This is a genomic window from Methylacidimicrobium sp. AP8 (assembly GCF_903064525.1).
Lineage (GTDB): Bacteria > Verrucomicrobiota > Verrucomicrobiia > Methylacidiphilales > Methylacidiphilaceae > Methylacidimicrobium.
Genome location: NZ_LR797830.1, coordinates 2249225 through 2270005 on the forward strand (window position 1 = coordinate 2249225; position 20781 = coordinate 2270005).

Sequence of the window (20781 nt, forward strand, 5' to 3'; positions counted from 1 at the left end):
CTAGGCTTTTTCCCGGGAAGCCCGCGCGTTCGGAGCCATGGCGCGTATAAGGGCTTCGGTTTCCGCCCCGGAAAGAAGCCGGTATTGGCCTGCGCGGAGCGAGCCCAGGAGGAGCGGGCCATAGGCAATGCGCACCAGTCGAGTCACCGGAAAGCCGATAGCAGCGAACATCAACCGGATTTGACGCTTGAGCCCCTGATGGAGCACCACACGGACGCGCCGAGGTCCCAGAACCCGGAAGGAATCGATCCTTGCGGTCCGGCCCTCGATGCAGCGACCACGGAGAAGGGTGGCGATACGGCAGGCCTCCAAGGGACGATCGCTTTCCACCTCGTACACCTTGGGAATCTTATAGCGCGGGTGCGCCAACCGCTCGATGAGGAGCCCATCGTTCGTAAAGAGCAGCAGTCCTTCGCTCTCCCGATCCAAGCGACCCACATAACGGAGATTTCTCCACCGTGTCGGCAGGAGATCGTATACGGTTGGACGTCCACGAGGGTCCAAGCTGGTACAGAGAAATCCCTTCGGTTTATGCAGAAGGACGGTCAAGCCGGCGGAGGGGCGAAGCGGCCGGCCGTCGAGCGCGACGGCATCCGTTGCGGAGACTTGGAAGGCGAGGCGACCGGCGGGGAGGCCGTTTACGGTCACCCTTCCCTCCAGGATGAGCCGTTCTACGCCTCGGCGGGATCCGAGACCGCAGCGAGCTAGGTATTGGTTGAGGCGCACGGGAGAGTCTGATGCTGGAGACGGATTTCTCCGTCTCTCCGGACGGCCTGCCACCCGCCGGTCAGGGAATATTGCCTTCCCTCGCGGCCTCCGGAAGCGAGTCCCCGGACAGCTTCGACATCGGACAGGGAAATGTCACGAATGCCTTGACGGCGTAGCCAATGATGCACTATCCGCCGCTGCCGACCGATTGGAGAATTCCGTAGGTCTCCGACGGAGAGGCCGGTTCCTTCGGCCGCTTGACGAACCAGCTCCGTCATCCATTCCTCTTCTGCGATGCGAACCCGACAGAAGCGAAGCAGAGATTGCCGGACGTGAGGCGAGAAGCGCTCTTCAAGAAAAGGGAGCAGCTCGTGACGAATCCGGTTTCGAAGATAGCGCCTGTCATCATTCGAGCGATCCTCCCGCCAGCGAAGTCCGCGAGCTTGGGCGTGCTCCCGGAGCCGGCTGCGATCGAGCCAGAGAAAAGGACGGTGGAGACGAAAGCCGTCGCGCACTTCCGCCTCCCGCATCCCGCGCGCCAGCGAACCGGCGCCGCGCAGAAGCTGCAGGAGCAACGTTTCCACTTGATCATCCGCGTGGTGCGCCAAGGCCAGATCGTGAACCCCCGAGATCTGGGCCGCCCGGGCGAAGAACTCGTACCGCCGCTTCCGCGCCGACGTCTCTGTCGCGGCGTCCGCAGGCGCACTCCTCTCCTCCAAGTACTCGAGCCCGTACGATGCGGCCAGCTCCCGGACGAAGACCGCATCCTCCACACTCTCGGGACGCCAACCGTGATCGAAATGCACGACCGTAGGACGTTTGCCGGTGAGAACCAGCGCATCGAGGAGCACACACGAATCGAGCCCACCGGAAACGGCGGCCAGAAGCCGAATCGGGAGTTCGGCGACGGCCGAGCATGTCGCATGGAGAGCCGGGAGAGGGAGGGATGCCGAGTTCACCCTAACGGCGAAAGGATAGGCAGTGTCGCGAAGGGTCGCAAGAGCCGAAGTCGACCTCGGATTCCCTCTCCGCAAAGAGGAGATCAGGAGCCGGGAGGCGGCGCCGAACCTTCGCCGAGCGAAAGAAGATAAGAGTAGGGATAGATGCCCGTTGCGTGGCCGTCGGCCCAGACGATCTGGAGAGCATATCCTCCGACCGGCTGGAGCGAGCGGACGATGAAGCTCGCGGGCGAGTAGGTCTTCGGCTTAGGAGCATACGCCGTCGTCGCCGTGCTTTCCCCTTGGCAGAGAGCGCAGGGACAGTGGCGGCGGAGATCCTCCAGCGGGAGGTAGCTCTCCCTTCCGTCTCGCCACCGGATCGCTAACTGAGATCCGATGACTTGCGCATCGGCCAGATCTAGGGAAGCGGGCACGGGACGGAAACCAAGCCTAACCCGGGCGATGGCGACGCTTGACCTTGAGCTGCGCGAGCGAGCGAGCCAGCAGGGCCGCCGTGGCCGCTTGCTCCTCCTCTCCTAGCTCCTTCTGGCGCAAGGCCTGCTGAGCCCGCGCCACGGCTTCGGCTACTTTAGCCTCCTCGATCTCTTCCTCGTAGAGCGCCATGTCGCAGAGAATGATGAGCCGTTCTGCCGAGATCTTGGCGAACCCTTCGCCGATGGCCATGATCTTGCGCGCCCCCCCCGCTTGCAGGACCAGCTCCCCTGGCACGACGCGCGTGATAAGCGGTTCGTGGTTCGGATAGACGCCCATTTCCCCTTCCTCTCCAGGAAAGGTCGCCATGTCCACGTCTTGGGCCAGTCGCACTCCCTCCGGCGTGACAATCTCCACATGGAGTTGGCTCATTTGCTGCTACCGACGACCTGATCGATCGTTCCTTTCATGTAGAAGTTCCCTTCGGGCACATCGTCGTACTTCCCGTCAAGAATCTCGCGGAATCCACGGATGGTTTCGGCCACCGGCACGTATTCCCCCTTGGTCCCGGTGAAAACCTCGGCTACGTGGAAGGGCTGGCTCAGGAAGCGTTGGATCTTGCGGGCGCGATAGACCGTCAGCTTGTCCTCGGGCGAAAGCTCGTCCATCCCGAGAATCGCGATGATGTCCTGAAGATCCTTGTACCGCTGCAGGACGCGCTGCACGCCGCGAGCCACGCTGTAATGCTCCTCTCCCACGACATCGGGCGCCAGGGCCTTCGAGGTGGAAGCGAGCGGGTCGACCGCCGGGTAAATCCCCTGCTCGGCGATCGACCGCTCCAGCACGATCGTGGAGTCGAGATGCGCAAAAGTGTTGGCCGGCGCCGGATCGGTGAGATCGTCAGCCGGAACGTAGACGGCTTGGAAGGAGGTGATCGAGCCGGTGCGCGTCGAGGTAATCCGCTCCTGCAGCGCGCCCATTTCCGATGCCAGGGTCGGCTGATAGCCAACCGCGCTCGGCGTTCGCCCGAGAAGGGCGGACACCTCGGAGCCGGCTTGGGAAAAGCGGAAGATGTTGTCGATGAAAAGCAGAACGTCCTGTTTCATCTCGTCCCGGAAGTACTCGGCCATGGCGAGCGCAGAAAGGGCGACACGGAGGCGTGCGCCCGGCGGCTCATTCATCTGTCCGTAAACCAATGCCACCTTGGATTCGGAGAGGTTTTCCAGGTTGATGACCTTGGCTTCCGCCATCTCGTTATACAGGTCATTCCCTTCGCGCGTCCGTTCTCCTACCCCTGCGAAAACCGAAAACCCTCCGTGCGCCTTGGCGATGTTGTTGATCAACTCCATGATCACGACCGTCTTGCCGACTCCGGCCCCGCCGAAGGCGCCCGCCTTTCCTCCTCGGAGGAAGGGACAGATCAGATCGATGACCTTGATTCCCGTTTCGAGGATCGAGGCCTTGGTGTTTTGAGCGGCCAGCTCGGGTGCTTTCCGATGGATTGGGTAACGTTTGGTGGCGGGGACGGGACCCCGTTCATCGACCGGATCGCCCAGGACGTTGAACACCCGACCGAGCACCTGGGGACCGACCGGAACCGAAATGGGCCCCCCGGTATCCTCCGCCTCTATCCCCCGGCGGAGCCCGTCGGTGCTCGACATCGCTAATGCACGCACCCAGCCTTCCCCTAGATGTTGTTGCGTCTCGAGCGTTAGCTCGACCGGCTTCCCCTCCCTTTCGAAGCGGACCCTCAGGGCGTTATAGATCGCCGGAAGGCTTTCTTCCGGGAATTCCAGATCGACGACCGGACCGATGATTTGGACGATTTTGCCTTTACTCATGAACGACTCCTCCTATCCGCATGCGGCTCATTCGAGCGCGCTCTGTGCGGTGGCGATTTCCAGTATTTCCCGGGTAATACCCTCTTGACGCGCCTTGTTGTACTCGAGCGTCAAATCGCCGACGAGTTCCTGGGCGTTTTCGGTGGCGTTCTTCATCGCGATCATGCGGGCGCTGTGCTCTGACGCCAGGCTATCCAGCAGAGCCTGATAGATGTTCCAATCGACGAAGAACGGCAGGAGCCGATCCAGCAGCTCCTCGGGAGAAGGCTCGAAGTTGTCCGGAACCGCGGGTGCTGCCGGCTGCTCTCCCGGCGCTAGGTGCTCGGGCGCAACCGGCACCAGAGGACGGATTACGGTCGTCTGCACCAGAGCGTTGACGAAGTGGGTATGAGCGACGTCGATCGCATCGATCTCGCCCTCCGAGAACTTCTGCAGGAGAAACCGGCTGATCCGTTTGCCGTCCCGGAAGGTCAGGTTGTCCCGCAGCTCGAAGTCGGCCAGCAGCGTCTCCTTGCCGGCGCCGGGAAGCCCGGCGAGGAAGCCCCTGGCCTTTCGGCCGACGCTCACATAGACGCGGTCGGCCGAGTGTCGGCGGAAGATCTCGCGGAAGAGGTTCGTGTTGAGGGCCCCGCAGAGACCTTTATCCGTCGAGATCACGAGCATCGCCCGGCGGCGCACCGGCCGCGGATTGAGCAACGGGTGCCGTAGTTGCCCGGCCTGGGGGACGAGACTTTGCGCGATCTCCTCCAGGAGCTTTTGATACGGTCTCCCCTCGAGCGCCCGGAGCTGCGCACGGCGCATCTTGGACGCAGCAACCATTTGCATCGCCTTGGTGATCTGCGCTGTGTTCTTGACCGACCGGATTCTCCGGCGGATTTCGCGGGTGCTGGCCATGACGGAGGAGCGAGTAGCTTAACCGGCCTGCGCCGTGTAGGTCTGCGTGAAGTTTTCGAACGCCGACCGGAGCGATTTTGTGAGTTCCTCGTCGAGAACGCCCTTAGTGCGGATCTCGTCGAGGATGCCCGGGTAGCGGCTCTGCAGGAATTGGACCAGCTTCTCCTGGAAGGCCTTGATTTGGGGGACGGGAACGGCGTCAAAGAAGTTGTTCTGGACTCCCCAAAGCGTCGCTACCTGAACCTCCATCGGGACCGGATTGTATTGCGGTTGCTTGAAGATCTCCACGATGCGCGCGCCGCGATCGAGCTTGGCCTTAGTCGCCGGATCGAGATCCGAAGCAAACTGCGCGAAAGCGGCCAGCTCCCGGAACTGGGCGAGCTCGAGCTTTACTTTTCCGGCCACCTGCCGGATCGCCTTCACTTGAGCGGCGGATCCGACGCGGGAGACGGAAAGCCCGACGTTGATCGCCGGTCGGATTCCCTGATAGAAGAGATCGGTCTCGAGATAGATCTGCCCGTCGGTGATCGAGATGACGTTCGTCGGAATATAGGCCGACACATCCCCGGCCTGAGTCTCGATGATCGGGAGCGCCGTCAAGCTCCCGTTGCCGTAGCGCTCGCCGAGCCGTGCCGCGCGCTCCAACAGCCGGGAATGGAGGTAGAAGACGTCGCCGGGATAGGCTTCGCGTCCCGAAGGCCGCTTGAGCACGAGCGAAAGCTGGCGATAAGCGGCGGCATGCTTGGAGAGGTCATCAAAAACGACCAGCGCGTCCATTCCGTTTTCCATGAACCACTCGCCGATCGCCGCGCCCGCGAACGGAGCCAAATATTGGAGCGTGACCGGATCCGAAGCGCCGGCCACAACGACGATCGTGTTCGCAAGCGCGTCATGGGCTTCGAGCACGTCGAGGACCCGGGCAACATTGGCGTTCTTTTGGGCGATCGCGACATAAATCGAGTAGAGCGGCCGATAATCGGGATTCCCCTCGTTGGCTCGATTAATGCGCGCTTGGTTGATGATGGTATCCACGGCGATGGTGGTCTTCCCGGTCGCACGATCCCCGATAATCAGCTCGCGCTGGCCCCGGCCGATGGGGATCATGGTGTCGATGGCGGCGATCCCTGTTTGCACCGGCTGACTGACCGAGCGGCGCTGGATGATCCCCGGCGCGATACGCTCCATCGGATAGGAAACAGACGATTCGACCGGACCCTTTTCATCGAGCGGTTGACCCAGGGGGCTGATCACCCTTCCCAAAAGCCCCTTGCCCACCGGGATCCGCAGAAGGGTTCCCGTGGAGCGCACCAGATCGCCTTCGCGAATCTGCGTGAAGTCGCCCAGAATGACTCCTCCGACCTCTGTCTCTTCCAGGTTGAGCGCCAACGCGCGGATCGGCTGGCCGAAAGAGTCGCGGCGATCGGGGAATTCGAGCACCTCATTCATGCCCACGTTTCCGAGGCCTTCGATCTTGACCACACCGTCCCCGGTCTCTCGGACGGTGCCCACATCCGTTTTGGCAACCTCTCGCCGTAGCGCGGCGATCCGACTTTCTATCTCTTCCAGTAGGGTGCTCATCGTAGTGAAGCAAGAGGGGTTGAAAAAAGAAGCGATTCTTAGCCTATCGTGGCCTCCAACGTTTGCAACTTCTGGGAGATCGATCCGTCCCAGACTGTGCTCCCTTTCCGGATGCGAATGCCTCCGATCAGGGCCGGCTGCACCGAATAGCGCTTGTCGAGCGCCGACCCGTACCGCGCTTCTAGAGCCGCGAACAAGGAGGCCCCTTGGTCGGGCAGAGGGACCGCGCTCTCAATCGAAAAGGTTTTTTCCGAGACTTGATGGGCGACGAGCTGGCGCAGCCGATGGGCGATCGACAAATAGCCGCGGGGCTTTTGGTCGAAGAGCGCCGCCACGATCCGGCGCACCCTGCCAGGATCGAGGGCTTCTCCATCGAAACAGAGCCGGAAGAGAGCCTTAGCCTGGCGCCGCGCTTGACGAGTGATCTTCACGTCGAATGGATCAGTTCCGTTGGGACTCGGAAGCGGCGTCGAAATCGGCCGGCGCCAGGGCGGGAAGCTGTGCCAAGGTCTCCGCACGCAGCCGCTCCTGATCTTCCGCGGTTAGTATCTTTCCGGAGACCTTGGCGGTCAGAGCGATCACGAGCTTCCCTACCTCCCGCCGAAAAACAGCGCGGCTCTGTTGTTGCTCCTGCTCCGCACGCGCGCGTGCCTTCGCCAGCACGCGTTCCGCCTCCTTCGCCGCTTCCTTGAGAAGTTTTTCCCTTTGGAGCTTGGCCGCTTGCTCGGCTTCGGCGACGATCTGGGCAGCCCGCTCGTTCGCCTGGTGGAGGATTTGGCGCCGCGCTTCTTCCGCCGCTGCGAGCTCCTTCTGAATGCGCTCGGCGTTCTGCAGGCTCTCGGCAATGCGCGCTCGGCGCTCCTCGAGAATCCGCAGAACCGGCCGATAGGCGAACCGGTTCAAGACCCAGAGCACGATGGCAAAGTTGATCGTCTGGGCGATAAACCGGGGCCAGTCGATTCCGAGTTGAACGAGTGCGTCGCCCATGAAGCATTACCTTCCCACAACGAAAAAGACCAGGATGGCGAGACCTTCGGAAAGCGCCATGCCCAGCAGTGCCGTCGTAAAGACGAGCCCGAAAGAGCCAGGATTTCGGCCGATGGCCCCGGCGGCTCCCAACGCAGCGAGGCCGACGCCGATGGCGCCGCCCGTAGCCGCAAGACCCACAGCGATATTTCCGCTCATTTCCCCAAGGAACATCATACTTCTGACTCTCCTAGATAATTTTGGTGGCTGGTTTTCACTGGTTTTGGTTTCGAGCCGACACCGCGGCTGGAAAGCATCTCACTTGGGCGACCCCTCGTGCGAGCAAAGAGTACCCGTAAAGACGATCGCAAGCAGGGTGAAAATGAGGGCCTGGATCAGGGCGACCGCGAATTCGAAGAAGTAGAAGGGAACAGCCGCGAGCCCGCCGAGTATGCCGGTCATGAGCATGAGCACCGATTCGCCTCCGTATACGTTCCCATAAAGCCGCATGGCCAAAGCGATCGCCCGGATGACGATGGAAAGAGCTTCCATCAGCCCCACGGCAAAGAAGAGCACGGCGAGCGGAATGAGTATCCATCCCTTCATTCCGCCCTTCACTCCGAAAATATGCACCAGAAGTCCCCAAGGCCCGTGGTGGTATTTCAAAGCCCAGTAGAGGCTGGCGAAGAAGTAGATCACGGCCATCGCGCTCGTCATGTTCGCGTCGGAGGTCGGCGGCCGCAAGAGCGAGACATGAGGATGCTCGACGGAGTACGGCAGGGGAGAGCCCGGCTTTACTGTACCGAAGCCGATCGTGCCCACGCCAGGAAGCAATCCGGTCAGATTGGAGACGGCGATGAAGATGAAGTAGGTGGCGACGAGGGGAAAGCACCAATCGGCGACCTTAGGCTCGAGCAGGCCGCGCGTGAGGTTTTCCAAGCCTTCGACGGCGGCCTCGATCGCGTTCTGCAGCCCCGAGGGCACCATCTCCAACCGCGCGGTTCCCAGACGAATGACCAAGAAAAGAAGCAGAAGAATCACCCAGCTGTGGACCATCGAGGCCGTGATCGGGAGCGGTCCGACGTGGAAAAGTGTCGGGGCTGCCGGATGAACGAGTGGGGCATGGTTGGCGGACTCGGCCGTCGCTAGGAAAAACATTGAGCTTCCTCCTGTAGTGGAGGCAGGCGGTCGATGCAAAGAAAAAAAAACGAGACAAAATCGACCAGCGGACGACAAGAGCCGGCTCGACCTTCCTACGCCTCGGCGGAAGGATCGAAGGAGGAGAGCTCGACCGCAACCAGCCGGTCGATCAGCTCCGTGGAGACACCTGTGGAGCGGGAAAGCACGATCAAATAGTGGCGCAGATAGCTTTCCGCCGTCAGGGCCTGCGCGGTGGCGGCCAGGCGGTGGAAGGCCTCCATGAGGCGTGCCGCCTCGTGCGGTAGGAGCCTCAGGGTCTCCAGCAGCTCGCCTTGGAGGGCGTTGAGCAACCAGCCCCACATGCCGATCATCATCGGGTTGGTGACGTTCTGGCGAATGTGGACGAGGCCGACCGCCGCCTGCCACTGCCAGTACCGGGCGTCGAACGGCCCTTGGAGCGTGCGGCTCCACCAGCGGCGCAGCGCCTTCTCCCTTTCCGAACGTTCTCCCGTGCTCAGGATCCGCGCCGTTTCGGGATGCCCGAACAGAACGTCGTAGAAACCCCGGATCAGCCGCTCTTCGAGCTCCGCGAGGCTCGGTGCAAAGCGGATGAGCAGCGCCTCGTCCTCGGCCGTGAAGCGCGCGGCGGGAGGCATCTGCGCAAGTATCCTTTCGGTGACTTCAGCAATGGTGGACATGGCTTTTCTGGTTTGTCTCTAGGCGGGACTCTATTTGACGGCGGGCGAACCGGTCGGAAGACGAGGCGCGGGCTACCGCTGCTGAAGGATTTGCGCGATCTCGGACGCCCCTTCCCGGGCCTCCAGGTGAATCAGCCCGACGTTGGCTCCGGGCCGAGCGACGACCCCCAAGACGGCCTTGGGGCCGGCTGAATAGATATACATCTGCCCCAGGAGCCCGGAAACGCTCGTCTCCCGGAACTCGCCGCCTCCGAAGGTCTCGCAGATGCGCCGCCCGAGGCCCAGGGCGGTCGCCGCCATGGCCGCCAATCGGTTCGCGTCCCCGGAGTTCAGCGAGTGGGCAACGGGCAGCCCGTCGGTCGTGGCCACCAGCGCCGCGCTTAGCTCCGGCACCGCCGTCCGCATGCGGGTCAAAACGACGTTCAATTCATCGGCAACAGCCATCTCCTCCTCCCTTTTTCCATTGGTGTTCTTCGATCCACGGACCCGATCCAACGAACCTGGGTCACAAAAGCGCCAAGCTAAACGTTCGTTGAGCCTTTAAGCAAGCCAATATGCAACCAACGTCCGGCAAGCGCATTCCCCGACACGTCTCGGCTCCGGATTGGTGCGAGGGACCTCCGGGCCGAAAAAGGGCCGGCCGACCGGATGACAAAGAGCGGGCAAGCCTCGCCAAGCCCCAGGGAGAAGTCGCTAGGTTGCCCGTATCCGACCGCGGCGCAAGTGCAAGAGACGGTGGTCCGGAACTCCGCAGTCGCCGGGCCTGCGCGTCCCGGGGTGCGAAGCCGCGGAGCAGCCGAAGACCCTCGATCCGGCTACGCCTCGGCCGAGGGATCGAAGGAGGAGAGCTCGACCGCAACCAGCCGGTCGATCAGCTCCGAAGAGACTCCCGTGGAATGAGAAACCGCAATCAGGTAGTGGCGCAGATAGCTTTCCTTTCCGCCGTCAGGGCCTGCGCGGTGGCGGCCAGGCGGTGGAAGGCCTCCATGAGGCGTGCCGCCTCGTGCGGTAGGAGCCTCAGGGTCTCCAGCAGCTCGCCTTGGAGGGCGTTGAGCAGCCACCCCCACATGCCGATCATCATCGGGTTGGTCACATTCCTCCGAAGATCGACGAGGCCGACCGCCGCCTGCCACTGCCAGTACCGGGCGTCGAACGGCCCTTGGAGCGTGCGGCTCCACCAGCGGCGCAGCGCCTTCTCCCTTTCCGAGCGTTCCCCCGTGCTCAGGATCCGCGCCGTTTCGGGATGCCCGAACAGAACGTCGTAGAAACCCCGGATCAGCCGCTCTTCGAGCTCCGCCAGGCTCGGTGCAAAGCGGGTGAGCAGAGCCTCATCCTCCGCCGTGAAGCGGACGGCCTGCGGAAGCTGCGACAAGACCTCCTCGGTGATTTCCGCAACGCTCCACGACATTTTTCCCCGTTGTTTCCCGCCGGCTATCGCTGCTGCAGAATCCGGGCGACCTCGGAAGCCGCATCGCGTGCTTCCAGATGAATGAGCCCCACGTTGGCGCCGACCCGGGCGACGACTCCCAACACCGCCTTGGGACCGGCCGAATAGATATACATCTGTCCTTGATCCCCGGAAACGCTCGTCTCCCGGAACTCGCCGCCTCCGAAGGTCTCGCAGATGCGCCGCCCGAGGCCCAGGGCGGTCGCCGCCATGGCCGCCAGTCGGTTCGCGTCCCCGGAGTTCAGCGAGTGGGCAACGGGCAACCCGTCGGTGGTAGCCACCAGCGCCGCGCTCAACTCCGGCACCGCGGCGCGCATCCGGCCCAAAACAGCATTCAATTCATCGGCAAGAGCCATCTCCTCCTCCCTTTTTCAACTTCTCTCCTCCCAGAAGGATCGATCGGGCATTGCCCGAATGGTTCCAGAAGCTTGCATTGGACGGAAGCGCGTTGTTTTTGGCAAGCCAAATCTGGGCGCACGGGCATCCTCCTCCGGATCACCCGCCATCGATCAATTCGAAAAGGCGCACCAGCAGCTCGGTAGCGCTCTCGAGATTGGTAGCATCAATCGGCACGACCGCCGCCGGATCCAGATCCAAGTAGGAGGCCACCTCCTTGCACTTCCAGCAGTTCGGATGATCCTGATGCGTAATTCCCAGGACCAGAGGGACCGGATTCCGCGAGATCAAAAAGTCATAGATGCGACGAGCTTGCGGAAACTGCGCGGCATCCTTTCCGGAAACGAGTAGGAGCAATCCCAAGCAGCCCTCAAGGAGGATTTCCCACGCAAAGTCGAACCGGTCCTGACCGGGAGCGCCGAACAGGTGGATGGCATATCGGTCCAAGTGGAGCTGGCCGAAATCCATGGCCACGGTGGTCGCGCGATTCGCTGTCGAGCAGGGGACGTCGGTGTTCACGACCGGAGACTGGCTGAGAGTCCGGATGAGGGTGGTCTTGCCGGCACCCGACGGTCCGGCTACGAGGATCTTGATTGCGGTTTCATTCATACATCTTTTCGAGGATCTTCCGCAGTCCGGCCGCCATCCGCGCCAGCAGCCCCGGTCGGGGTGCTTTGGGCTGTTGCGAGATCTCCGGCGTCTGCGCCGGATGAGGAGGCGAGGCGGCCGGTGCCGGAGGAGGGCAGGGCGGCGGCGGAACCAGCTCGCGAACCGGCGCCGGCGTCACCTCGGCCGGCAGGGGATCGGCCGGAACGGGGAGAGGCTCGGAGGCGGGAAGCGCGCGCTCCGGAGAGCCCGCGGCCGCCGGCGGCGAGACCGCTCGCACCGGGACGATGACGCCCAGGAGGCGCAGCTTGAAAAGATCAAGAAGCACTTGCCGCAACGGCAGACCCAGCGCGTCGGCGATCTCGTCGCCCGAGGTCCCGGAACGAAAGAGCCGTTCCGCGCCGACCCAGAAGGCGAGCAGGTCTTCGGTCAGCCACGGCATGACTTCGGCCCCGGCGCGGAAGCGGGTGCCCGGATGCGGGAAATAGCGAGCGTATCGCTCCGGAGAAGCGATCGCAGCCAAGGCGGACAAAAGGATGCGGTCGACGGGAATGCTCAGCGGGCCGGGGAGTTCGCCCGCGCGAGCCTCTTCGAAGTCGAAGGCGGCCGATTCGTTGTCCGAAAGCCGCCGGATTACCGCGTGGAGCGCAAGAGCATCCGGGATGGGCAGCCCGCTCTCGAAGGCGGAAACGAGCTTCCCCGCCGAGAAGCCGAACGAGAAATGATCACCGGCGGTCTTGTCGAGAATCTGGAGATTTCCGGTTTGATCGCGCAGCAGACGCAGAAGTTCGGGGAACGGCAGTTCCTTCAGAGTGCCGGAGAGAGGCATGGCGAATCGATTCTAATTCTCGACGGAAGTCGCCCTATGTTCCTCTTGCCCCCCAAGCGCGGAGGCGTCGCCTGACGCTCGGCCGGCTCGAAGCGCGGAAACCCAGCAGGACTCCCCACTCCGACTCAGTCCATCTTTTGGCATGACGCTCCTTCTCCGGCAAGCGGAAAGAGGGTTTATGACACGATAGACTTCCTTCTAGTCCGCCCGTTCATTAGCCTATGCCGATGGATCATCTTCTCGGGGAAGAGGCCCGCCGGATCGTGCGCCGGGCGCTGGAAGAGGACTTGAGCCAAGGAGACGCAACCTCGAGCGGTTTTCTTCCGAAAGGGCTCTTTTGCCGGGCGGAGATTTTCGCCAAGGAGAACGGGATCGTCTGTGGGCTGCCGGTGGTGCGGGTGGTTTTCCGAGAGGTCTCCTCCGGCGATCTGCAGGTCGAATCGCGATGCGAGGAGGGCGCCTATGTCCAGGCCGGCACGACCGTCCTATCGGTATCCGGCCCGGCTGCCGAGATCCTCGCCGGGGAACGGACCGCGCTCAACTTCCTCCAACATCTCTCCGGCGTCGCCAGCCTCACGCGGACCTTCCTCGAGAAGATTCAGGGGACGGACGTTCAGCTTTTGGACACAAGAAAAACCCTACCGGGCTTGCGATCGTTGGAAAAGTACGCGGTCCGTTGCGCGGGAGGCGCAAACCATCGCTTTTCGCTCGGGGATCACGTTCTCCTGAAGGGAAACCACTTGGCCCTGCTCAAGACCGCTTTCCCCGACTCATGGACGACGGAGCTAGGCTTGCGGGCGGAAAAGATCCGCCGCCTGCGGCCGCTCGTCCGGATCGAAGTGGAGGCGCAAAGCCTGGAAGAGGTAGCAGAGCTGCGTTTCCTTCCTCTGGATCTCTTGTTGCTCGACAACATGGGCATCGAAGAGATCCGCCGGGCGGTCGAGCTGGTCGACGGGCGTATGCGGCTCGAAGCTTCCGGCGGAATCACCTTGGAGAACGTTCGCGGCGTCGCGGAAACCGGAATCGATTTTATTTCGGTCGGAGCGCTGACGCACAGTGCCAAGGCGATGGATTTTTCCCTGCGGGTTACTCTATAGTTGGCCGTTACCTTCTGCTCCGCAGCTCATGCATTCTCCAACCCGGCAACTCGTCATCCACCGCAGAGGGCCGATCGAATGCCGTGTCCGAGTGCCCGCGACGACCACCAATTTCGGTCCGGGCTTCGATACGTTCGGGGCCGCGTTGCGCTTGTACAACTGGACAACGCTCCGAATCGGAGGCGAGGCGTCCCCCGGGGGCCTACCTCGCATGGTACAAGAGGCGGCGGAGGCGTTCGCCCAAGAGGCGGGCGTACGCCTGCCCGCCTTCGATTGGAAGATTTCCGGAGATGTCCCCAGCGCCAGAGGCTTGGGGAGCAGCGCGACCGTGCGGGTAGGGGTGCTGGTGGGGTTGAACGAGATCGCCGGCCGGCCCATTCCGCCCGAGCGGCTGATCGCGCTCGGCAGCGCGCTCGAGGGCCATCCGGACAACGTGTGCGCGGCTCTTCTCGGAGGGTTTACGATCGCCAGCGACGGCGGGCGGACCCGCGTGCCGCTCGGGAAGCGGCTCGAGTTCGTGGCCTTCATTCCGGAATCGGAGATGGAAACCGAATGGGCCCGTTCTGTCCTTCCCCACACCATCCCGCTACGAGACGCGGTCTGGAATCTGCAACGCGCCTCCCGGATCGCCGCCTGCGTCTGCTTGCGCCGATACGAAGAGCTGACGGGGCTCTTCGAAGACCGTTGGCATCAACCCGCACGGGTCAAGCGGATCGCGGCGTGGAACCGGATGCGGGAGAGCGCCTACGGAGCCGGAGCGGTCGGATTTTACCTCAGCGGAGCCGGTTCGACCCTAATGGCGTTGGCAACGAGTCGGGGAGCCGATGTGGCCGCAGCGATGGCGCGGGCCGCGGCCGAGGCCGGGCTCAAAGGGAGTTGTCTGCGGATCCAGGGGGAAAATCGAGGGGCAAAGGCGTGGTTGCGGACTCCCAGGCTCCTCACGCCGGGAGGGCAGAAGCATGGTTCTTAGGCGATCGCTTCGTCTCGGCCTGATTTTGGGAGCGGTCGGCATTCTTTCTTGGGAAGCCGCCGTAGCGCAAGACGAGGAGTTTTTGCGGCAGTTGCCGGAGGAACCGGCGGAGCCGGCCAACGTAGAAAAGGAGCGGCCGGGGGAAAAGGGGCCGGGGGATCGAACCGGAGAGCGCATTCAGCATGGGAAATATCTCGTTGAGGCGGTAGCCCTTTGCGGGGAGTGCCACACCCCCCGCAACGAGCGGGGGGAGTTGTTGCGGGACAAGTGGTTGCAAGGAGGGGTGGTCCCGGGGCTGAATGCGGAAAATGCGGGATCGCTTGCGCTGAACGCTCCCCCCATCGCGGGCCTCCCGGAGGGATGGAGCCAGGCGGATATGGTTCAATTCCTTGAGACCGGCATGACACCGGCCGGCAAATATTCGCGGCCGCCGATGCCGCCCTACCGGATGAGCCATGCGGACGCCCTGGCCATCACGCTCTACTTGCAAGGGCTCAAAAGCAACCAGCCGGCTCCGCAGGCCGCCGCTCCTCCGTAGAACAGCCTTATCGATGCGCCAAGGCGCAAAGGTGCGCGTGGATGGAGCGGCCTAGGGCATCGATGTTGTACCCTCCTTCCAAAACGGAAACCAGCTTGCCGCCGCAGTGCCGTTCGGCGACGCCTCGGATGCGGGCGGTCATTTCCGCAAACCCCTCTTCACTGAGGCGAAGATCCCCCAAAGGGTCGTCCCGGTGCGCATCGAATCCCGCCGAGACGAGAACGAAGTCGGGCCGGAACGCGTCGGCGGCGGGGACAACCTTCTCCTCGAAGGCCGCCCTGTACTCGGCGTCAACCGATCCGGCCTTCATGGGCAGGTTCAGCGTAAAGCCTTCCCCGCCCGCTTTGCCTCGTTCGGCCGCGCTGCCGGTACCGGGGTAGAACGGATATTGATGAAGGCTGATGAAAAAAACGGAGGAGTCCGCCTCGAAGATCTCCTGCGTGCCGTTCCCATGGTGAAGATCCCAGTCGAGAATCAGGATACGCCGACAGCCATGCTGCTTCTGAGCGTACCGAGCTGCGATCGCAACGGTATTGAAGAGGCAGAACCCCATGGGAGCGCCGGGTCGCGCGTGGTGGCCGGGCGGACGGACGAGCGCGAAGGCGTTCGCTGCTTCTCCGGAAGCGACCAGGTCGACGGCCGTCGTGGCCGCCCCGACCGCCAACAGAGCGACGTCAAACGAATGCGCCCCCGCATACGTATCCCCCTCATCGAGAAGCACCAGCCCGTCGCGCGAGGCATTTTCGATCCGGCGGATCAGGGCCTCGGTATGGACGGATCGGAGCAGCTCCCGCGCCCCCGGCGCAGGCTCGACCCAGCGGATGCTCTTGGGAAGGGATGCGCGCAACCGGGGGAGCGTTGCCGAGATCCGCTCGGGACTCTCGGGATGGCCGCGCGGGGTGGGGTGCCGCGCGAAGTCGGGATGAGTGATGAGCAGGGTGGGAGGTGGCATAAAAGGCAACCGTTTCCTGTACGAGGCTCTTCCAACGAGCGAAAAGGCCCGTCTTTTTTGCGCCGCACGGGGCATAGATCCAAGAACATTTTGCTTGGGCCGCTTCCGGGCCGAGCGAAGCCCCGAGTCAACCATACGATTGACTTGGCGAGGAGTCCGTTGGAATAGGGAAGAGATGACACAAAGAGAAGTCCGCCTCGGCCATTCCCCGGATTCAGACGATGCTTTCCTGTTTTGCGCCTTGGTAACCGGAAAGCTCTCCGGCGGGACTCTCCGCTTCCGCCAGGAAGTGACGGACATTGAAAGCCTCAATGAGCTGGCGAGGAAGGGGGCGATCGATCTGACCGCGATCTCCATTCACGCCTACGGGTTTCTGCGGCAGGCCTACTGGCTGCTGCCGTGCGGTGGAAGCATGGGCGAGGGCTACGGGCCCCGGGTTGTCTCGGCGCGCTCAATGGGTCCGGCGGAGTTGGCCCGCGCCCGCATCGCGATTCCCGGGCTGCGGACGAGCGCGGTGTTGGCCTTAAGCCTCTATCTTGGACTTCGTCCCGAGCAGCTTCGCCTGGAAGTCTGTCCCTTTGATCGCATTCTGGAAGCCGTGCGCTCGGGAGAGGTGCAGGCGGGCCTGGTGATCCACGAAGGGCAGCTTACCTATGCGGACGGCGGCCTCTGCCTTTGCGTCGATCTCGGCCGCTGGTGGAAAGAAGAGACGGGGCTCCCCCTCCCATTGGGCGGCAACGCCCTGCGCAAAGACCTGGGCGTCGATATCGCCCGGGAATGCACGCGGCTGCTCCGGGAGAGCATCCGGTGGGGCCTGGACCACCGGAGCGAGGCCTTGGAGTATGCGGCCCGCTTTTCTCGAGGACTGAGCCCGGAGAGGGTCGACGAGTTTGTCGGCATGTACGCGAATGAACGCACCTTCGACTACGGCCCCGACGGTCGGCGGGCGATTGAAGAGTTTTTACGGCGGGGCCGGATGTTGGGAATGTTGCCCTCCGGCGTCGGCGTCGATTGGGCGCCGGAATAGGGCTCACCGAGGCTTTGCGCTTTGTCGAGCAAGGTGCCGATTCGCTTCCGGCGGAGGCGGCGACGCTATCGTCTTCGTCCGGAATGTGGTAATAGCTAGACAGCATGCGCTGCCCGAAGTGTTCGGGAATTGGGCGAATCTGGATGCCGGATCGAAGGGACCGGTGGACGCGGATGAATGACCAGCAGGAACGACTCCGTATTGCAGGCCGGGAGTTTACTTCCCGTCTGCTGATCGGCACCGGAAAATTCGGTTCTCACGCGCTCATGGCGGAGGCCCTGGAGGCGAGTGGGACCGAAATCTTGACCGTGGCATTGCGCCGGGCGGAAATTGGGGAGGTCCGCCCGGAAGAGAACATTCTCTCTTACCTTGATCCGCAGCGATACCTGATCGTGCCGAACACGAGCGGGGCTGCCAATGCGGAAGAGGCGGTGCGGTTGGCTCGTCTGGGCGCCGCTGCCGGAATGTCGCGCTGGGTGAAGCTCGAGATCCACCCGGAGAGCCGCTATCTCCTGCCGGATCCCGTGGAAACCCTGCTGGCGGCCGAACAGCTTGTGCGCGAGGGTTTCGTTGTTCTCGCCTACATCAATGCCGATCCGGTGTTGGCGAAGCGGCTGGAGGAGGTGGGCGTCGGGGCGGTCATGCCGCTGGGTTCCCCGATCGGCTCGATGCGGGGCTTGGAGACCCGGGCACAACTCGAGATCATCATCGAGCAGGCGAGCATCCCCGTGATCATCGATGCGGGGCTGGGCGCCCCATCCCATGCGGCCGCCGCCATGGAGATCGGAGCCGACGGAGTGCTGGTGAACACGGCGATCGCTGTCGCCGACGACCCGTGTGCCCTGGCACGCGCTTTTCGAATGGCCGTCGAAGCCGGGCGGATCGCCTACCGCTCCGGCCGGCCACAGCGGCACTCCCGAGCGGTTCCAACCAGTCCTCTTACCGCCTTTCTCTGACCGAAAATCGCCGTGTGTGCCGGCGAGCGACTCGATTCCGCTCAGGTCGGGTGGCGACGGTGTGTAGCGCGGCCCGAACCGAAGCGATACGCATAGGCCCGGGTCAGCTCCGCGCCGAGGAAGAAAATCTGGGCCGAATAGTAGATCCAGAGGAGCAGGACAAGAAGAGAACCGACGGCACCGTAAAGCGAGGCGATCGAACTATGACTCATGAAGAAGTTCAGGCCCGAGCGCCCCACCTCAAACAAGAGAGCGGTGCCGATCCCTCCGAAAAATGCCTCTTTCCAGGTGACCGGTCCCTGCGGCAGCACACGAAAGAGAACAGCGAAGAGGAGCACCACGACCAGGAACGACGTCAGCACGCGAGCAACATCGTAGAACGCGGGATACCAGGAAAAGGCGCTCGCCAGCGGCTCAGAGAAAGCATCCATGGTCGTGACCGCAAGCGGGGCGACGAGCAGAAGCATGCCTACTACCGCGACCATGGCGAAAGAGACCGCTCGATCCCAGATTAGCGCGAGAAGAGGTCCTTCCGCCCTTTCCGTCACCCCCCAGATCGTGTTGAGGGAATCCCGCAGCTCCACGAAAACGCCCGAAGCGCCGAAGAGCAGAGAAATGGTTGCCGTCAAGGCGGCAGGCGTACCGGGATGAGGCGGCCAAGCGGTCGCCAGAATCATCTGCACGGCCGATGCCATGGGAGTTCCGCCGAGATCGTGGAGCGCTTGCGTAAGATAAGACTGCGCCTCTTTCCTACTGAAGAGAATGCTCGTGAACGAAAGAAGGAGAAGGATCATCGGGGCGATCGAAAAGATCGTATAGCAGGCGAGTGCCGCCCCCATCTTGGGAGCTTTATGCCGAAGCCAGCCCTTCCACGCGTCCGCGAGGAGGAACTGAGCACGAAGAAAAACGCGGCGTATCCGCCGCCGCACCTTTCCCGGGAGAGGACCGTGGGTGCGGGTGCCGGAGTGCGGAAAGAGGAAGGAGGGCAGGGCGCGCCCGTTTTTAGGCAGCATGTCTCCCGCGATTTCCGCGCAAGGGGAACAGGCGCCCCCTGCGGCTCCGCTCCGCTCGATCCTCCATCCTTGTTCTCTCCACGAATGTTTCCGGCGAAGATGCCGCGATTTGCCTCGCACCCATGCCGCCTACGGCTTTCTTTGAATCACCGACGGGCGGCGGACGCCAGTTCATCCGGCGGGAGCCGACGTATCGACGATGCACGGCATCGGTCCATCCACCAAACGGCCGGAGAGGGCAGGAGCTCCGCGTCCTCCATGCGCCGCCCTGGCGCAAGGATCGCTTCCCCGGCGCCTTGGCACAGAGATCCGGCGGCAAGGTGGAGGTAGGCTAGCCGCTATGGCGGAGAGGATCTTCGAATCGGGTGTAGAGCGCATTGAAACGAATGTCGATCTTGTCGGTCGGCCCGTTTCTCTGTTTGGCCACGTGGAGCGTATAGGGAATTTCCGCGGGAGAAACCTCCTCTTCGGAATCGGGACGATGGAGCAGCAAGACCACATCCGCGTCCTGCTCGATCGCACCGGACTCGCGGAGGTGGTGGAGCGCCGGCTCCGCCTTGCCCTCTTCCACCCGCCGGTTGAGCTGAGCAAGGACGATTACCGGGATGTCGAGCTCCTTGGCTAGCGCCTTGAGGCCCCGCGAAATCTCCGCAATCTCGACTTGGCGATTCTCCCTCGCCTGAGGCGAATCCGACCGGAGAAGCTGGAGATAGTCGACGATCAGCAGCTCGATCTTGTATTGATCCTTCATCCGGCGTGCCTTCGCGCGAAGCTGGTGGATGGTCAGGCCGCTCGAGTCATCTAGATAGAGGGGCCATTCCTGGGCGTCGGCCGAGATGCGACGCAGCTTCTCGAGCGCGGAATCGTCAAGCTCGCCGCGCCGGATCTTCTGGAGGCTTTCGCTGGCCACGGAAGCGAGGAGGCGGAGCATGATCTGCGGATTAGTCATTTCGAGAGAAAAGAACCCGACCGCGTGCCCGGGCTGCACCCAGGCATCCTTTTCGACGTCGTATCGTTGACGAATCGCCTGCCGCGCGAAGGTAAGGCCGAGAGCGGTCTTCCCAACTCCGGGCCGAGCGGCCAAAACCACCATGTCCCCTTTCTGCCAGCCTGTCGTCAGCATATCGAGCTCGTAAAAGCCCGTCGGGATACCGAAGAGCTTCCCCTTGCGCCGATGGAAGGAGTCGACAAGCTCGAGGGCGCGGCGAAGTTCGATGGAGACCGGAACGCTCGAACGGGTCAGCGAGAGGTTTGTCACGCGAAAGATCTCCCGCTCGGCATGGTCGAGCACCGCACTCGTCGGCTGGGGTTCGTCGACGATGCGCTGGACGATGCTGCAGCAGGCTTGATGGAGGTGGCGAAGAAGGCTTTTGTCTTTGACCAGCTGGATGTAGGTGCCAATGTTGAGATGGCTCGAAAAGGACGTGGCCAGCTCGGCGAGGATCGCGGGACTGCCTACCTGGGCCGCCAGATTGCTGTCGACGAGGTTTTGATGAACAGTAAGCACATCGATCGCCTGGTGGCGCGCGTCCATCGATCGAAGGAGGTCGAAGAGCACGCGGTGGGCGGGGACGAAGAAATCGTCGGATGATAGAGTCTCGAAAGCTTGATTGAGCACGAGCTCCGGGTGCACAAGCAGCGAGCCGAGAACGGCGCGCTCCGCTTCGGCGCTATAGAGGGCGGCAGGGAGGGCCGAGTCCGGCGGAGGCAGCTTGCCGGTCGCGCTGGGTTGGGACACAAAAGCAGGATAGCAAA

General features: G+C 63.0%; 25 protein-coding genes. 5 read left to right on the forward strand and 20 right to left on the reverse strand.

Features of this window, described 5'->3' with window-relative positions; translation table 11 throughout:
- From MTHMO_RS10485 to MTHMO_RS10565, 17 genes are all read right to left on the reverse strand, one after another.
- Positions 1-780: a pseudouridine synthase gene (locus tag MTHMO_RS10485; protein ID WP_370568342.1), complete on the reverse strand. Its 780-nt coding sequence runs from the start codon at positions 778-780 to the stop codon at positions 1-3.
- Complete coding sequence (tilS, locus tag MTHMO_RS10490; protein WP_202214726.1) at positions 705-1667, reverse strand: tRNA lysidine(34) synthetase TilS; 963 nt, start codon at positions 1665-1667, stop codon at positions 705-707. The genes MTHMO_RS10485 and tilS overlap by 76 nt, the downstream gene beginning before the upstream one ends.
- Before the next feature lie 83 nt (positions 1668-1750).
- The gene (locus MTHMO_RS10495; RefSeq protein WP_237394903.1) at positions 1751-2080 is read right to left on the reverse strand and encodes a DUF971 domain-containing protein; all 330 of its coding nucleotides are present in this window, start codon (positions 2078-2080) and stop codon (positions 1751-1753) included.
- Between the two features lie 16 nt (positions 2081-2096).
- Positions 2097-2510: an ATP synthase F1 subunit epsilon gene (atpC, locus tag MTHMO_RS10500; protein ID WP_202214727.1), complete on the reverse strand. Its 414-nt coding sequence runs from the start codon at positions 2508-2510 to the stop codon at positions 2097-2099.
- Entirely contained in the window at positions 2507-3919 is a 1413-nt protein-coding gene (gene atpD / locus MTHMO_RS10505; protein WP_202214728.1) for a F0F1 ATP synthase subunit beta, read from the reverse strand. The genes atpC and atpD overlap by 4 nt, the downstream gene beginning before the upstream one ends.
- A gap of 27 nt (positions 3920-3946) precedes the next feature.
- Positions 3947-4813, reverse strand: coding sequence for an ATP synthase F1 subunit gamma (atpG, locus tag MTHMO_RS10510; protein ID WP_202214729.1), 867 nt, complete (start codon positions 4811-4813; stop codon positions 3947-3949).
- 18 nt (positions 4814-4831) lie between these two features.
- Positions 4832-6391, reverse strand: a complete 1560-nt coding sequence (gene atpA, locus MTHMO_RS10515; protein ID WP_202214730.1) for a F0F1 ATP synthase subunit alpha — start codon at positions 6389-6391, stop codon at positions 4832-4834.
- Between the two features lie 38 nt (positions 6392-6429).
- On the reverse strand, positions 6430-6822 hold the full coding sequence (locus MTHMO_RS10520; RefSeq protein ID WP_202214731.1) for a F0F1 ATP synthase subunit delta: 393 nt from the start codon (positions 6820-6822) through the stop codon (positions 6430-6432).
- Between the two features lie 10 nt (positions 6823-6832).
- Positions 6833-7378 (reverse strand): F0F1 ATP synthase subunit B, encoded by a 546-nt coding sequence (gene atpF, locus MTHMO_RS10525; RefSeq protein WP_202214732.1) that lies wholly within the window; start codon positions 7376-7378, stop codon positions 6833-6835.
- A gap of 6 nt (positions 7379-7384) precedes the next feature.
- Positions 7385-7576, reverse strand: coding sequence for an ATPase (locus MTHMO_RS10530; protein ID WP_370568344.1), 192 nt, complete (start codon positions 7574-7576; stop codon positions 7385-7387).
- Positions 7577-7675: 99 nt separating this feature from the next.
- Positions 7676-8515, reverse strand: coding sequence for a F0F1 ATP synthase subunit A (locus tag MTHMO_RS10535; RefSeq protein WP_202214734.1), 840 nt, complete (start codon positions 8513-8515; stop codon positions 7676-7678).
- Between the two features lie 95 nt (positions 8516-8610).
- A complete protein-coding gene (locus tag MTHMO_RS10540) occupies positions 8611-9195 on the reverse strand; it encodes a protoglobin domain-containing protein (protein ID WP_202214735.1) in 585 nt (194 codons plus the stop codon).
- Between the two features lie 72 nt (positions 9196-9267).
- A complete protein-coding gene (locus MTHMO_RS10545) occupies positions 9268-9639 on the reverse strand; it encodes a roadblock/LC7 domain-containing protein (RefSeq protein ID WP_202214736.1) in 372 nt (123 codons plus the stop codon).
- Positions 9640-10105: 466 nt separating this feature from the next.
- Entirely contained in the window at positions 10106-10603 is a 498-nt protein-coding gene (locus tag MTHMO_RS10550) for a protoglobin domain-containing protein (RefSeq protein ID WP_237394904.1), read from the reverse strand.
- A gap of 23 nt (positions 10604-10626) precedes the next feature.
- Positions 10627-10998, reverse strand: a complete 372-nt coding sequence (locus MTHMO_RS10555) for a roadblock/LC7 domain-containing protein (protein WP_202214737.1) — start codon at positions 10996-10998, stop codon at positions 10627-10629.
- Between the two features lie 139 nt (positions 10999-11137).
- A complete protein-coding gene (locus tag MTHMO_RS10560) occupies positions 11138-11647 on the reverse strand; it encodes an ATP/GTP-binding protein (protein WP_202214738.1) in 510 nt (169 codons plus the stop codon).
- On the reverse strand, positions 11640-12473 hold the full coding sequence (locus tag MTHMO_RS10565) for a DUF4388 domain-containing protein (protein ID WP_202214739.1): 834 nt from the start codon (positions 12471-12473) through the stop codon (positions 11640-11642). Before MTHMO_RS10565 ends, MTHMO_RS10560 begins: the two co-directional genes overlap by 8 nt.
- A 227-nt stretch (positions 12474-12700) precedes the next feature.
- Here MTHMO_RS10565 and nadC point away from each other — a divergent pair, with 227 nt between their 5' ends.
- Genes nadC through MTHMO_RS10580 form a run of 3 tightly spaced genes read left to right on the forward strand, consistent with a single transcriptional unit; the run spans position 12701 to position 15078 of the window.
- Positions 12701-13570: a carboxylating nicotinate-nucleotide diphosphorylase gene (gene nadC / locus MTHMO_RS10570; RefSeq protein WP_202214740.1), complete on the forward strand. Its 870-nt coding sequence runs from the start codon at positions 12701-12703 to the stop codon at positions 13568-13570.
- 28 nt (positions 13571-13598) lie between these two features.
- Positions 13599-14540 (forward strand): homoserine kinase, encoded by a 942-nt coding sequence (gene thrB, locus MTHMO_RS10575; protein ID WP_202214741.1) that lies wholly within the window; start codon positions 13599-13601, stop codon positions 14538-14540.
- A complete protein-coding gene (locus tag MTHMO_RS10580) occupies positions 14530-15078 on the forward strand; it encodes a cytochrome C (RefSeq protein ID WP_202214742.1) in 549 nt (182 codons plus the stop codon). Before thrB ends, MTHMO_RS10580 begins: the two co-directional genes overlap by 11 nt.
- A gap of 7 nt (positions 15079-15085) precedes the next feature.
- Here MTHMO_RS10580 and MTHMO_RS10585 read toward each other — a convergent pair whose 3' ends face one another.
- On the reverse strand, positions 15086-16030 hold the full coding sequence (locus tag MTHMO_RS10585) for a histone deacetylase (protein WP_202214743.1): 945 nt from the start codon (positions 16028-16030) through the stop codon (positions 15086-15088).
- A 175-nt stretch (positions 16031-16205) separates the two neighbouring features.
- Here MTHMO_RS10585 and MTHMO_RS10590 point away from each other — a divergent pair, with 175 nt between their 5' ends.
- Both MTHMO_RS10590 and MTHMO_RS10595 read left to right on the forward strand, forming a co-directional pair.
- Positions 16206-17057, forward strand: a complete 852-nt coding sequence (locus MTHMO_RS10590; protein WP_202214744.1) for a menaquinone biosynthesis family protein — start codon at positions 16206-16208, stop codon at positions 17055-17057.
- Between the two features lie 143 nt (positions 17058-17200).
- The gene (locus MTHMO_RS10595) at positions 17201-18013 is read left to right on the forward strand and encodes a thiazole synthase (protein ID WP_370568348.1); all 813 of its coding nucleotides are present in this window, start codon (positions 17201-17203) and stop codon (positions 18011-18013) included.
- Positions 18014-18054: 41 nt separating this feature from the next.
- Here MTHMO_RS10595 and MTHMO_RS10600 read toward each other — a convergent pair whose 3' ends face one another.
- Both MTHMO_RS10600 and dnaB read right to left on the reverse strand, forming a co-directional pair.
- A complete protein-coding gene (locus MTHMO_RS10600) occupies positions 18055-19026 on the reverse strand; it encodes a YihY/virulence factor BrkB family protein (protein WP_255535430.1) in 972 nt (323 codons plus the stop codon).
- Positions 19027-19357: 331 nt separating this feature from the next.
- Positions 19358-20764 (reverse strand): replicative DNA helicase, encoded by a 1407-nt coding sequence (gene dnaB, locus MTHMO_RS10605; protein WP_237394905.1) that lies wholly within the window; start codon positions 20762-20764, stop codon positions 19358-19360.
- Positions 20765-20781 lie beyond the last annotated feature (17 nt).